Source organism: Gordonia sp. JH63 (genome assembly GCF_009856645.1).
Taxonomy (GTDB): Bacteria; Actinomycetota; Actinomycetes; order Mycobacteriales; family Mycobacteriaceae; genus Gordonia; species Gordonia hongkongensis.
This window is the reverse complement of record NZ_CP047235.1, coordinates 87,614-100,606: the sequence shown is the minus strand read 5'-3', so window position 1 is coordinate 100,606 and position 12,993 is coordinate 87,614. Positions and strand designations below refer to the sequence as shown.

The window sequence follows — 12,993 nt, the reverse complement described above, 5'->3', positions numbered from 1 at the left end:
ATAGCGGCGCTAATTCGATACAACCGGCAGCTCGCCCTGCTCATGCTTCGCGCGTAACACCTTCTTATCGAACTTGCCCACGCTCGTACGCGGTACCTGCTCCACGAACGTCCAGTTCTTCGGGATCCACCAGTGTGGGATCTCCTCCGGGCAATTTCTTAGGCACCACTCGTGAAGCGTGTCAGCCGACACCTTGCGACCCGGTACCGGAACCACCACGGCGAGAGCTGTTTCCTGCCACCGGGGGTCGGGCATCGCGACAACCGCGGCCTCGGCGACATCTGGGTGCGACATGATCCAGTTCTCGAGCTCCACTGACGAGATCCATTCGCCCCCTGACTTGATGACGTCCTTGGACCTGTCGGTCAGCGTCAGGTACCCGTCCGGGCTGATGTGTCCCACGTCTCCGGTCCGCAACCAGCCATCCCGAAACCTCTCGGCGTCCTCGAGCCGGTAGTAGCTGCCTGTGACCCACGGACCCCGCACTTCGAGTTCGCCGACGGACTTGTCGTCACGGGGAACCGGCAGGCCGCCCTCGTCGATGAGGCGCATCTCCACCCCGCAAATTGCCCGTCCCTGTCGCTTGCGGTACGACATTTCCTTTGTGGGGCTGATCCCGGCGGGAGGCCGACTTACCGCTGCAAGCGGGGACGTCTCAGTCATGCCCCACGCCTGGATAATCTGTACGCCGAAGCGGTCCGCAAACCCTTCGATCAACGACTGCGGGACAGGAGCTCCACCACAGGCGACAAGGTCGATTGATGACAAGTCGACACCCGGATTCGCGATACCGTACTGAAGAAGATCGTTCCAGATTGTCGGTACTGCTCCTGCCTTCGTGGGGCGATGCTGTTGGATCAAGTCGGCGAGCGGCGCCGCTTGAAGGTATCGATCAGGCATGAGCAAGTCCGCGCCGGCCATCAGCGACGCGTAGGGCAGACCCCAGGCGCTGGCATGAAACATCGGCACGACGGGAAGTACACGATCGGCTTCTGCGATCGCCAGAGCGTTACCAGTACACGCTGCAATGGAGTGCAGAAACACCGAGCGATGACTGTAGACGACCCCCTTGGGATCGCCTGTAGTGCCGCTCGTGTAACACATACCCGCAGCCGACCGCTCGTCGGGATCGACCCAAGAGAACATTGGTGATTCTGCTGCGAGCGCGTCATGGTATCGCATCACGGTCACGCCGTGGCCGTCGAGCGGGGAGGTGTCGCCGTCGCCGGTAACGAACACAACCCGAACCGTCGCCAAGCCCGGTAAGACCGCCGCCAACAACGGCACCAGCGACCCGTCCACAATGATGACCTTGTCTTCGGCGTGGTTCGCGATGAACTGCAGCTGAGCCGGTGACAACCGGATGTTCAGCGTATGCAGCACCGCGCCCATCGCGGGTACCGCAGCGTACGCTTCGAGGTGCTCCTGGTTGTTCCACAGCATGGTTGCCACGCGGTCGTCGCCGACCACGCCGACCCGGCGCAGAGCATTCGCCAGACGTGCGCATCGCTCTTCGAGATCGCCGTAGGTTGCGTACCGGGCAGAGTCGCTCGCGGAATAAGTAATCACCTGCCTATCAGTATGATTGGTTGCGACGTGACGCAGTATCGATGACACTGTCATCGGCACCTCCTGCATGGTGCTTTTCATCAAATTCTCCTTTCGCGGCGGACGCTGGATCATTCGGCAGGTCCGTAATCCTGGATCTGCCAGCCGTTCTCGGTCTTCAGCACGACTACTTTCAACAGTGTGGGGAGTTCGCTCGGCTGAGGGTTCTGAACATTCTGGGTCTTCTGGGTGGCGAAGACCAGCACCGTGTATTCCCCCCGGTTCTCGCTGGCGCTGCCGGTGACACTGGTCGCCAGTACGCGTCCCGACGCTTGGACCTTGGCCTGTTCCATGATTTGGGTCAGGGTGGGTTCGACATCGTCGTATCGCTTGACCAACGCATCGCTGGCATTCTCTTTCACTTCGGTAAAGAATGCGCCGGTGTTTTGGTAGCTGTAGGTGAGCGACTTTGTGGTGTAGTCCGATGCTGCCTGCGCTGCCTGCGCTCGTTGTGTGGCAGCGTTCTCCGCGGACGTCTTTGCTTCCCTCATGTCAATGTAGAGGTAAGCAAAGAGGCCGGCCAGCACCGCGAGTGCCACCACGAAAGCGCCGGCGGCCACCGCCTGGACGCGTGCTGATCTCCATCGGTGCCTGGCATCGGACGTCGGGGGGCTTGCCTCGTCCGGGGCGGGACCGTCTTGGGACGTCGCAGATTCTGTAGCACCAGTGGCGTCGCTGCGATCTGCTTTGTCGGAAGCCGCAGTCAGCTTATCCTCAGCGCTGCTGTCCTTGGATTCTGGTCCGTTGTCTTGTGCCGTCATTTGCTGCCTTCTGTGAATGCTGGTGTAGGAGGTATCCATCGGGCGTCAGCGAGGTGATGGCGTGACGGCGATCGGAATCTGCGCCTGCCCCCGATGTGACGCTGGGAATGTTCGAGCCAGAAGATCACCGATCGATCCGAAGTCGATGTATGTGTCTGCGACTTTCGCCGTCGCCGGCTTCACCGCGCGGGTAATGGCGACAATATCGGGCTGGAGTATCTGGATGTAGCCGCTGAGCTTTTCCACTAGCTTCAGGATCGGTGGCCATTTGTCGTAGGACGTAGAAGTGAAAACGATGAACGCACGTTGGATCCTCGCCAAACCGTCGACGGCATCCGGGGTCCGGACCGACGCGGTGCTGAGCACACCGCCCACGTTCGACATAAGGCCCAGGAGGAACTCGGCATTGTCCGCAGTGGTACGGACGGCACCGTCGTCACCGACGAAGTCCACGAGGCGGTGCATCATGTCTCCGATCGTGTCGAGGTCCTTTTGCCGGCCGTCGACTGCCGCCGAGATCGTTTCGTTGATGGACTGAATCGATGCTGGATCGAGCGCGTCCGCCACTGCCGACATTTTCGGGAGCACCTGGGGAACGGATTGCGACACGCGGATGGCGCCGGCGGGCACTAGGTCCCCACTACGCAAGTACTCACTGGTGGTTGTGCCCGGTGGGATGAAATTGATGTATTGTTCTCCCGCGACCGAGAGGTTCTGAATCGTCATGACACTGCCGCGAGGAATCTTATAGTCGGAGTCGATGGACATGTCGACGGCGAGCTGATTACCTGTGACGCGAATAGATGTCACTTTTCCCACCGGCACCCCCTCTAACATTACCGGTGATGTGTCTAGAAGGCCGCCCGAGCTCTCGAGTATGGCCGAGATCGCGTAGTCGGTGCGGAACGGGTTTACCCGTGCCACGTCGATGATCAAGTATGTCGCTCCGACGAGGAGAACGAGGACAAGGGCAACCAGCGATACGAGGGTGCTGCGGATCATGGCATCATTCCGATCGCTCGCAAGACGGTTATGAACGACTCGGCATCACGCCGCGCCAGTTCTCGGCCATCGATAGACACATCGGAGACGTTGATATCTGGCGAGCTGACGAATGGGATGAGCCTTTCGCGTATTACACGAGCCGCCTTGTCGGAAACATCCTTGGAGTAGATGTCCGAGTACGCGATGGACGCGACCACTGGCGCGATCGCGCCCACCGTTTCCTTGATGCGGGAATACTCAGGGTCGACGATACGGCCTGCGGATACCGCGAAGTCGCGCAGATTAGCGATGAGTAGCGCTACGTCAATTAGCGAGTAGCCCAGACCATAAAAGTTCACTCCCCCCTTGGTCAACATTCGGTCTGTACCTGACGGGTCGGCCAGGATCACTTTGAGTGTGCGATCGGCTGACTGCAGGATTACGTCGAGTTTGTCGGTGTTGGCAGACACCTCAGACACGGTGCGCAAGGTCGTGCGGTAGAGCGCATCGAACTGGGCGGGGTCACTCGGAAAAGTCGAGTTCAGCGTCGATATCGCGGTATGGATTTTATCGAGTTCACCCCCGCCCAATACGTTAGCCATACCCCGCATCACGTCCTCGACGTTGGCAGCCGGTTCGGTGCGTGAGAGAGGTATTACCGATCCCGCGCGCAGCAAGCCTTGGGTGGACTGCTGTGCAGGGGGAAGGATGGCCACATAAATCTCGCCCAGGAGAGTGTCTTGGCGGAGTTCCGCGCGCGAATCTTCCGGCAGCTGGGCGTCTTTATCAATTCGGGCAGCAACCAGCGCGTGGCCTCCGTCGTAAGCGACGCTGGTGACGGCACCGACGTCAATCCCTCGAGAGAGGACTTTGGCACGGGCAGGCAAGTTCAGAGCACTCGTGAACTCGATCTCGATGTCGTAGCCGTCTCGGGCGGATGATCCACCGATGGTCGGCGGGTTGTCAGCACTGATGCTGCAGGCGGCGAGGGCGATAGTCGCTACGAACAGCGTCACGATCGCGGCCGTGACACGACGAAGGTAGCCGTAGATCATCATCGAGGTTGCCCTCCGATCAAGTTGGCGATCGTCGCCGCTTCGTTACCCGTCGCGCAAACGTCCTTGACGGAAGGAGGAGCGCACGCGTTCTTGAGGGCCTGCAGTGGTACAGATATTGCGAATGCCCGCAGGATCGACTTCGCATCTGGATGCTCAACGATGAGGTCAGCTGTTCGAGCGGCGACGGACGCAAGTATGTTTTCTTGCTTGCCCGCTTGCGAGAGGAGGGGAACCGCAGCATCTCCAAGTGAGAAAATAGGTGGCCCGAAGTCAGACGATAGGCGCGACAGGATAGGGACGAAGGTGCCTGCGTACTCTGTTGCGGCGCCGAATGTTTGACCGAAAGCAACAATCACCTCAATTGCGCCTACGAAGTTGTCGAATAGCTGGGTCACCTCAGTACTGTTTTCGGTGGCAACACCGGTTAAGGTGGCGAGATTGGCTACAATCCTGCGTATCTGGCTATCACGCCGGGTCGGATCGTTGATTAGCGTGGCCGAGTCCTGGAGAATGCCGGATATATCACCCTGGGTCCCTTCCATGTTTTTCGAGACGAGTGTAAGTGCCTGAAGAATCGCATCCGTGTTACGTCCGTCGTCCTTGACGAGTTCGTCTGAAAGAGTGCTGATCGCGTCGAGCGTTTGACTAATCCCCAGTGGAGTCCTGGTCTTTTCCAGTGGGATACACTCAGCCGACTTGTAATATTCTCCGCCACGATAGGGATGGGTGAACTCGATTTGTCTTTCGGTGACAATCGAGGTGGACACCAGGGTCGCACCCACATCTGCGGGAAGCGGCACGGTCTTGTCGATCCGCATATCGACACGCACACCTTTCTGTCCCTCCTCGTGAATGCCTACGACCCTGCCCACCTTCTTGCCGAGCATCGCGACGGAATTGCCTTCGTACAGACCTGATGCGTCAGAAAACTCCGCACATAGTGATCGCGTGTCGTCGTCGGCTGTCGCATAGTCGATTCCGACGCCGCCGATCACTACTGCCAGTGTGACAATGGTGGCGATCGGGATCAGATGCCGACGCATCCGCTCCGTCAACATTTGTTATCACCAATCGGGATACAGACGCGGACGGTCGGTTCAGGACTCGCAGGTCCGACCTGCGGAGCATTGAGGAGAATGCTCAGTCTTCTGGTGATCTGATCGACCTGGGCCAGCGCGTCTTGGTAGGCGGGCATCTGGGCCGACACCTTGTTTAGAAGGATCTTAAACTGCTGTACCGATGGTTCTATACCGTCGCGGTACGCGACAAGCGGCCGGGTCAGCAACTTAAAAAGACGACGTAGATAATCGAACCCGCTCTGGACGTTGGCGATGTCTGGTCCAAGGGTGCGGGCAAGGAAGCTGAGCTGGCGTAGGAAGTCCACGAGTACCTGCTTGCGGTTTGCGAGGGCAGCGACATACTCGTCGGACAAAGCCACCGTCTTGTCGAGTTGTGCGTACTGACGCTCCAGCAAGTCCATCAGGCTGCTCGCGTTTTGCAGGGCATCAGGGATATTGGTGTTTCCGTCGGAAAAGGCATCCTGTAGCAACGCCGCCGTGCGCCGTAGATCAACACCACGCACGTCACGGAACACCGGTGTAGATGTCTCCAGGGTGCTGGAAATATCATAGGTGCTGCCTGTCTGCACCAGTGGGATCGCGCCGTCAATGGCCGACGGGCCTGAACCTGGGTCGAGGTCCAATACACGTCCACCGATAGGGGTGAGGAGACGGACGTTCGCCGTCGCGTCCGACCGAACGGCAATCGAGTCATCCAGCCGGAACCGCACGGTGATGAACGTTCCGGTCAGGTCGACCGACGCTACCTTGCCTTTCCTGATCCCGGCGATACGTACCTGGTCGCCAGCTTCCAATCCGCCGGTATTGACTAACTCCGCGCTGTAGATAGTTTGTCCGGGCGGCGAGATATACACAGCTCCGGCGGCGACGAGACCGGCCACCGTGACCATCGTTACGACCCCCGCCAGGATGAGGTCCCGCCGACGCTGCGGGCGGTGATGCGGACGCTTGCCGAAGAAACGGGTCACTGGCACACCACCAGTCGTTGACCCATCAGGGCGATCTGCACTGTTCTCGGTAGGTCGAGCACCCCTCGGGCACACCCTGCCGCCGAGGGCGGGGGAGTCGCGTTGGATGTTGCGGCCAGGGCGTCCAGGAGCGGCTTCAGGAGAACGGCACCATTCAGTAGGCCTTCTGTATCCCCTGGCTCCCGCACTAATCTCTGAAAGATAGCCGCGAAGCTGGTGTCGTAGGTCGACTCGATCTGCTCACCGGCGAGTACAGTCTTTGCCATCGAACGGTTGACCTCTCGCAGCGAGGCCCGCAGTCGATCGCTCACGCGGCTGAACGCATCGACGATTGACCCCAATTTGTCTATCAACTCAACCAGTTCAGCGGAGCGCCCCATCAACTGGTCGGACACCTGCCCCAGGCTCGTCACAATATTGGTGATGATCTCTGAACGCTGGTTCCCGTAATCAGTGATGTTCGCGACTTGCTTCATGACTGGTGCGATACCTCGACCGTCTCCCTGGGCAACCCGTAGAAGGTTCGACTGAAGCTCGTTGATTTCCGCAGTATTCAATGTATCGAATACTGGTTTGAAACTGTTGAATAGTGTCGATACGTCGAAGGACGGGACGGTCTTCTCGAGTGCCACCTGTGTGATCGAGTCCTGGTCGGCGCCTTGTCCGGCATTGATGAGTTCCACATACCGCTGCCCCAGCAGATTTTGGTAACGCACAGCGGCAGTCGTCGCGGGGGTAATCGCGACACCGTCATCCAGTTGGAAACGGACGATCGCTGTTGAGCCCTCGAGATCGACAGCCGTTACATATCCCACTTTCACTCCAGCGAGTCGTACCCCGTCGCGGGGCTTGAGTCCGGAAGCGTCGGCAAACACCGCGGAACGCTGCGAACTGGGTGACCCTTCGTTGGTCGGCTGCAGAATCGCGATGATGACATATGAAAGGACTCCGATGAGAGCGATGAAAGCGACGATTTTAATGATTGTGGGTGTTAGCGACCTCAGAGTCATCGCGTGGCACCCCCCATTCTCAATGCGCCTTGTAGGGCAGGCGACGTCTGGACCACCAGTGCTAGCTGGAGCTGGACCCGTTCGTTGAATTTCGGCAAGGCTTTGTCGATGCCATCGAGGATCTGCGGGATCGTGTACACCGTGCGAACTAGCCCCGAGGCGGATCTGGCGACGGGCCGCGCTAGGTCAAGGCCGACGTCTAACAGCGAACTCAGGGCTGGGTAATTCTTATCGAGCAGGCCGCCGAGCCCACCGAAAAGAACCTTTCCCGTGTCGCCGAGATTACTCTTCGTGCGGTCGATGTTTTGTTGGGTGGCGAAAAAGTCAGCGATATCGACGTTCTTCAAGACGCCAGGGACAAACGGCGTCATGAAGTCGGCGACTCCGGTGGACAGGTTAGCCGCAATTCCTAGGTCCTCCCCGACCGGCCGTTTCTGGACATCTCGCGTGAGTTGCGCAATCTGGAGAACGAGTCTTCCGCTATCAGCCATTGCCTGCGAGTCCTCAACGATGAACCTCACTACCGCTTCAAATGAGGGCTGGTCCAGTGCCTCGACCAGCGTGGAGATCTTGCGAACAAGCGTTGACACCGAGGTCTGTTCAGATTGCAACCTGCTCACGTAGACACTCCCGCCGGAACCGATGGGTGGTCCTTGTCCAGGATCTACGATCTCCAGTGCAGTTGGTCCCAATGCGTTTGACGAGGTGTAGTTCACCGTCATGCCCTGCCGGAGAACTAGGTCGTTACCGGAACCGGTGAGGTTGATTTTGACCGCCGCGCCACGGTCTCGAACCGCGATGCTCGAGACCTCCCCCACGGTGAACCCAAGGTACTTCACATCCGATCCCCCCTTCAATCCGTCGCCTATCGCGTCGGTGTTGATGGTCAACGACGTGTGATCGCTGAAGTCGCCGTTAGCGTCACTTATCAGTAAGTAGGCAGCTATCGCGCCGAGGATCAATAGGGCGACCCCCCGAAGGGCCAGGTTCCCGTGCGACGGCTCGCGTCCGGACGGATCATGAAAGACAGCCACTGAACCCCCTACCCTGAAATCCGTACGCCGGAATCGAATCCCCACATCAGAAGGGTCAAGATCATGTCCTCCACGACGATGACTATGAGGCTCGTGCGGATCGCTCGACCGGACGCTCGACCCACCCCCTCAGCTCCGCCTGTGGCGAAGTAGCCCTGATAGCTATGGATAATCACTACAGAAATGACAAATACAAGAACTTTGATAAGCGAGAAGGCAAGATCCTGAGGTTTGAGGAACTGGTCGAAATAGAAATCGTAAGTGCCGCCGGATTGGCCGTGAACTTGTGTGACGACGAGTTTGGCGGCCCCGAATCCGAGAATAAGCGCGACGATGTACAAAGGAATCACGGTCGTGATCGACGCAACTACGCGAGTGCTGACGACGAATGGAATAGGACGTACCGCCATAGCCTCGAGAGCGTCGATCTCCTCGGAAATGCGCATCGAGCCGATCTCAGCTGTCAACCGGCAGCCGGCTTGTGCTGCGAACCCGATCGCCGCGATCATTGGCGCAAGCTCTCGGGTGTTGGCATAGGAAGAGATGAACCCCGTCAGTGAACCCATCCCTACGAGGTCCAGAGAGGCGTAACCCTGGATACCGATTGAGGCGCCGACGGCGATGCCGAGGATGGCGAGGACGATGGCCGTTCCACCACCGACCAAGACTGCACCTCTACCCCAGGCGAATTCTTGTATGTAGAGCAGGGTTTGGCGTCGGTAGGTGGTGATCACATGGCGGATGCCGAGGACCGCGGCGATCACAAAGGTCGCGACGTGCCCCAAGCGTTCAGGTACGTGTACAACTGGCGCGATCACGGCTTCGACAGGGCGGGTGGCGGCGGAGAACCTCCGGGAGGGAACGGTGGTCACGAGGCGTTTCTCATCCAATAGTTTGGGGGACGAACATGGTTGTTAATTGCGTGATAAAGACATTGATCACGAAGCATGCGACGACGCCCAGTACTACGGTGGCATTTACTGAGGTTGCGACGCCTTTAGGGCCGCCTTTCGTCGACAGGCCGCGGTGACAAGCAATCGTCACCACTACAAGTCCGAACACAAGCGATTTGCATAGAGCGACAACGATGTCTGTTATCGATGCGAACGAAGCGAACGAGGCGACGTAGCTGCCTGGTGTGATGCCTTGGACGTCGACGCTGATGGCGTAGCCCGCCAGCAGCCCGGTGAAGACGATTAGCATGCAGAGCAGCGGCGCGGTGATCAACACAGATACGAACCGGGGCGCTACGACTCGCCTGATCGGATTGAGTCCGAGTGTCTCCATGGCAGCAATTTCTTCGCGAATCGTTCGAGCACCCAAATCAGAGGCAATCGCTGATCCGGCCGCGCCCCCGAGTAGGAGGGCGGTAACGATGGGCGCTCCCTGTTGAATAATCCCGAGGCCACCAGCGGCGCCAGCTATTGACGTGGCCCCAACTTGCTGAGTGAGGCTACCCACCTGTACTGACACGATGACACCGAATGGCACAGCTACGAGAATCGCCGGCAGAGTTGTCACGACGATGACGAACCAGGTCTGCGATACGGCTTCGCGAAACGGAAATCGTCCTGTAGCAATGTCTACTGCTACCCACCGCAGGGCCTGACCAGCCAAGCCGACGGTGTTACCAAAAGTGGCAGCGCCGTCTAGCAGACGGTTGACGCCTGTGCCGGTGGTGATGGCCATCTCCCCCCCTAGTGCGCGTGGTGTGCGCCACTCCATTCGCGTGTGCGTAATGGACAGTATCAGGTACTGGCAGTATTACCTATAGTGGTGAGCACAGACCGTGTTCGGGACCGGTTCCCACACCTCATCGATCCCCCCGCACCCTGTTGCGTAGGTGGCGGGCTGAGTTAAGGACAACGATCAGAGATGACCCCCGAAGCAAGACTGCCGGCACACTCGTCCCAGTGCATGGGCTGCGGAAGCAGCAACCCCCACGGACTTCAACTTGAGGTCTACCGGAGCGGCGAGCGGGTGTACGCCGATCACACCTTCGACGAGAAACACCTCGGCGCGCCCGGGTTGGCGCACGGTGGCGCGATCTCGGCCGCCTGCGACGACATCATGGGTTTCACCCTGTGGATCGCGCGGACCCCCGCGGTGACCCGCACCCTGACCGTCGAATACCGCCGGCCGGTCCCGCTGCACACTCCCATACGTCTCACTGCCTGGATTGACCACGAGTCGGATCGCCTACTGCACATCGCGGCCGCCGGATCGTTCGATGAGCAAACGTACTTCACCTCTAGCGGTGTTTTCGTCAAGGTCGACGTTGCTCACTTTCGACGTTATGCCGACGTATCAACAATCGATGACTTCTTCGCCAACTTCACGCGGTCAGACTGACGCCGCACGCGTCTCCGTTCTGCGCGCCGCCAACTCTGCGAGGTACGCGACCACGTTCGGCGATCCACCGCCAGCGGTCAGGCTGCGACGGTCAACAGGGCTGGAACTGCAAACGCTCGGCCTTCCACTGCCGGTTCAGTAGCGACAGGAAAACAACACCGCAAGGACCGGCTTGACCGCGAGGGTCAGGCCGAGCGGATTGCCCGCCCACCAGTCGCGGCGCTGCAGCATCAGGCTCGTACACAGCGGCTGAACCATAACGGTCACCGGCAGCACTGTTCTCACAGGATTGGAGGGGAGGGCGGCGAGCTCCCTCGAATGTGCAGCTCTCTTCCTTCCGTCCTGGCTACAGTTGAACCGCCCCGGGTCTGTCGGAGGCTCTCGAACCTGTGAAGGATGGAGAGCATGGCAGCACCACGCAAGTACAGTGAGGAACTCAAGGACCGGGCCACCCGGATGGCATGTGAAGCGCGACGAGATCCCGATTCGTCGAGAGGTGCGATCAAGCGGATCGCCGATCAGCTCGGAGTCCATCCCGAGGCGTTGCGCAATTGGGTTCGTCAGGCCGAGATCGACGGCGGGGTCCGCCCGGGCACCACGAGTGAGGACGCTGACCGCATCGCGGCGTTGGAGCGGGAGAACCGTGAACTGCGGCGAGCGAACACGATCTTGAAGCAGGCTTCGGCTTTCTTTGCGGCGGAGATCGACCGCCCACAGCGCTGATCGTGGAGTTCGTCGCGGCTCACCGCGATGAACACGGAGTCGATCCGATCTGTGCGGCATTGCGCGATACGTCCGCCCAGATCGCTCCGTCCACGGTACGAGCCCACCTGAGCCCCCAGAAGACCGAGGCGCCTCGTGTGGTGCGTGACCGGGAGCTCCTTACCCAGGTCCGCGCGGTGCATGCCGACAACCTCGGCGTCTACGGTGCCCGCAAGGTGCATGCCCAATTGCGCAGACAGGGCCATAGTGCTGCCCGCTGCACCGTCGAGCGATTGATGAAAGCCGATGGGCTGCAAGGGATAGCGAGACTCAAGACACGCAAGACCACGCGCAGCGAGGGAGCTGAAACACCCCGGCCGGCTGACCGGGTCAACCGTCAGTTCACCGCGGCGGCACCGAACGCGTTGTGGGTGGCGGACCTGACCTACATCCGCACCCACTCGGGCTGGGTGTACGCGGCGTTCGTCCTGGACGTGTTCTCGCGGATGGTCGTCGGCTGGCAGGTCTCGACCACCATGCACACCGACCTCGCCCTCGACGCCCTGAACATGGGATTGTGGGCACGGTCGCGTGCCGGCCACGACGTGGCCGGGCTGATCCACCACTCCGACCGCGGAGTGCAATACCGAGCCATCCGCTACACCGAACGACTGGCCGAAGCCGAAGCGGTGACATCTGTTGGCTCCAAAGGGGATTCATACGACAACGCGATGGCTGAGGCGTTCAACTCGCTGTTCAAAGCCGAGTGCATCCGTAACCCCGTGATGCGCCCGCGAGGCGGCTGGGCAGGTGTGGGCGAGGTCGAGATCGCCGTCGCTGAGTACGTCGAATGGTTCAACCACCGCCGCCTGCACGGCGAGATCGGACACGTCCCACCCGTCGAGTACGAGAGCGCCTACTGGTCGACCCAAACCGTCACCAGCTACCGTGAGAACCCGGTCCCCGCAAACGCTGGAACCAACTAACCGAGCCTCCAGCAAACCCGGGGCGATTCAAGTCGCTACGACTCGCGGTAGTACTAGGTTGGCCGACTGTTTAGGCCAGTGCGAGGAACAGTTTCTCAAGCTCCGCTTCCGTGAGCGGTGGCTGCTCGCCATCTTACGGTCGCGATGCATTGACGCATCCCTGATTAGTCCGGATGGTCCACCGCCAGTCCGGGAACTCGGTCTCGAGCCGTTCGATCCGCTCGGCCGACAACCGGCCCTTGCGGTAGTCAGCGCTGCGGCTCTGCACCCAGGTGCCGATCGCGAATCCGTCAATGACATCGCGCCGGCGGGCGTTGCTGGTGCCGTACACCGCGACGTAGCGGTGCAGGTGCTCGAGCCCGGCCTCGAACCGCCCATCGCCAATAGATTCAGCCACGACAGCTCACGAGTGTGTTCGACGTTGCCGTAACGGGAAGACCGCGCTCAAGTG

14 protein-coding genes and 1 other annotated feature are annotated in these 12,993 nt (G+C 60.0%); of the genes, 2 read left to right on the top strand and 12 right to left on the bottom strand.

Annotated elements, in window-relative coordinates:
- Positions 1 to 9: 9 nt before the first annotated feature.
- Genes GR168_RS00470 through GR168_RS00425 form a run of 10 tightly spaced genes read right to left on the bottom strand, consistent with a single transcriptional unit; the run spans position 10 to position 10,119 of the window.
- Positions 10 to 1,650 (bottom strand): long-chain fatty acid--CoA ligase, encoded by a 1,641-nt coding sequence (locus GR168_RS00470; RefSeq protein WP_014928958.1) that lies wholly within the window; start codon positions 1,648 to 1,650, stop codon positions 10 to 12.
- Positions 1,651 to 1,679: 29 nt separating this feature from the next.
- Entirely contained in the window at positions 1,680 to 2,408 is a 729-nt protein-coding gene (locus GR168_RS00465; protein ID WP_223258800.1) for a hypothetical protein, read from the bottom strand.
- A gap of 6 nt (positions 2,409 to 2,414) precedes the next feature.
- Positions 2,415 to 3,371 carry an MlaD family protein gene (locus tag GR168_RS00460; protein WP_004023297.1) on the bottom strand — a complete coding sequence of 319 codons (957 nt, stop codon included), beginning with the start codon at positions 3,369 to 3,371 and terminating at the stop codon, positions 2,415 to 2,417.
- A complete protein-coding gene (locus GR168_RS00455; protein ID WP_004023296.1) occupies positions 3,368 to 4,411 on the bottom strand; it encodes an MlaD family protein in 1,044 nt (347 codons plus the stop codon). Before GR168_RS00455 ends, GR168_RS00460 begins: the two co-directional genes overlap by 4 nt.
- A complete protein-coding gene (locus tag GR168_RS00450; RefSeq protein ID WP_004023295.1) occupies positions 4,408 to 5,469 on the bottom strand; it encodes an MlaD family protein in 1,062 nt (353 codons plus the stop codon). Before GR168_RS00450 ends, GR168_RS00455 begins: the two co-directional genes overlap by 4 nt.
- On the bottom strand, positions 5,463 to 6,458 hold the full coding sequence (locus GR168_RS00445; protein WP_004023294.1) for an MlaD family protein: 996 nt from the start codon (positions 6,456 to 6,458) through the stop codon (positions 5,463 to 5,465). The genes GR168_RS00450 and GR168_RS00445 overlap by 7 nt, the downstream gene beginning before the upstream one ends.
- On the bottom strand, positions 6,455 to 7,468 hold the full coding sequence (locus GR168_RS00440; RefSeq protein WP_004023293.1) for an MlaD family protein: 1,014 nt from the start codon (positions 7,466 to 7,468) through the stop codon (positions 6,455 to 6,457). The genes GR168_RS00445 and GR168_RS00440 overlap by 4 nt, the downstream gene beginning before the upstream one ends.
- Positions 7,465 to 8,502 carry an MlaD family protein gene (locus tag GR168_RS00435; RefSeq protein WP_004023292.1) on the bottom strand — a complete coding sequence of 346 codons (1,038 nt, stop codon included), beginning with the start codon at positions 8,500 to 8,502 and terminating at the stop codon, positions 7,465 to 7,467. The genes GR168_RS00440 and GR168_RS00435 overlap by 4 nt, the downstream gene beginning before the upstream one ends.
- Positions 8,503 to 8,510: 8 nt before the next feature.
- Positions 8,511 to 9,374: an ABC transporter permease gene (locus GR168_RS00430; RefSeq protein ID WP_014928961.1), complete on the bottom strand. Its 864-nt coding sequence runs from the start codon at positions 9,372 to 9,374 to the stop codon at positions 8,511 to 8,513.
- A gap of 10 nt (positions 9,375 to 9,384) precedes the next feature.
- Positions 9,385 to 10,119 (bottom strand): ABC transporter permease, encoded by a 735-nt coding sequence (locus GR168_RS00425; RefSeq protein WP_033206584.1) that lies wholly within the window; start codon positions 10,117 to 10,119, stop codon positions 9,385 to 9,387.
- Positions 10,120 to 10,377: 258 nt separating this feature from the next.
- Between GR168_RS00425 and GR168_RS00420 the strand changes: the two genes are divergently transcribed.
- Positions 10,378 to 10,854, top strand: a complete 477-nt coding sequence (locus GR168_RS00420; protein ID WP_004023289.1) for a PaaI family thioesterase — start codon at positions 10,378 to 10,380, stop codon at positions 10,852 to 10,854.
- 135 nt (positions 10,855 to 10,989) lie between these two features.
- On the opposite strand, the gene GR168_RS00415 is transcribed toward GR168_RS00420, so the two are convergent.
- Entirely contained in the window at positions 10,990 to 11,130 is a 141-nt protein-coding gene (locus GR168_RS00415; RefSeq protein ID WP_156422439.1) for a hypothetical protein, read from the bottom strand.
- Positions 11,131 to 11,259: 129 nt separating this feature from the next.
- Between GR168_RS00415 and GR168_RS00410 the strand changes: the two genes are divergently transcribed.
- A protein-coding gene (locus GR168_RS00410; RefSeq protein ID WP_085949824.1) for an IS3 family transposase occupies positions 11,260 to 12,542 on the top strand; the annotation gives its coding sequence in 2 pieces (ribosomal slippage) (positions 11,260 to 11,548 and positions 11,548 to 12,542; 1,284 coding nt in all).
- Positions 11,538 to 11,666: a sequence feature (AL1L pseudoknot), on the top strand. It overlaps the preceding gene by 129 nt.
- Before the next feature lie 133 nt (positions 12,543 to 12,675).
- Here GR168_RS00410 and GR168_RS00405 read toward each other — a convergent pair.
- Positions 12,676 to 12,939: a helicase associated domain-containing protein gene (locus GR168_RS00405; RefSeq protein ID WP_004022477.1), complete on the bottom strand. Its 264-nt coding sequence runs from the start codon at positions 12,937 to 12,939 to the stop codon at positions 12,676 to 12,678.
- Positions 12,940 to 12,993: the final 54 nt, after the last annotated feature.

What these genes read in the sequence shown, in the direction of transcription:
- GR168_RS00470 (WP_014928958.1), bottom strand. Translation starts at nt 1,650, where the DNA reads ATGAAAAGCACCATGCAGGAGGTGCCGATGACAGTGTCATCGATACTG.
- GR168_RS00465 (WP_223258800.1), bottom strand. Translation starts at nt 2,408, where the DNA reads ATGGATACCTCCTACACCAGCATTCACAGAAGGCAGCAAATGACGGCA.
- GR168_RS00460 (WP_004023297.1), bottom strand. Translation starts at nt 3,371, where the DNA reads ATGATCCGCAGCACCCTCGTATCGCTGGTTGCCCTTGTCCTCGTTCTC.
- GR168_RS00455 (WP_004023296.1), bottom strand. Translation starts at nt 4,411, where the DNA reads ATGATGATCTACGGCTACCTTCGTCGTGTCACGGCCGCGATCGTGACG.
- GR168_RS00450 (WP_004023295.1), bottom strand. Translation starts at nt 5,469, where the DNA reads ATGTTGACGGAGCGGATGCGTCGGCATCTGATCCCGATCGCCACCATT.
- GR168_RS00440 (WP_004023293.1), bottom strand. Translation starts at nt 7,468, where the DNA reads ATGACTCTGAGGTCGCTAACACCCACAATCATTAAAATCGTCGCTTTC.
- GR168_RS00420 (WP_004023289.1), top strand. Translation starts at nt 10,378, where the DNA reads ATGACCCCCGAAGCAAGACTGCCGGCACACTCGTCCCAGTGCATGGGC.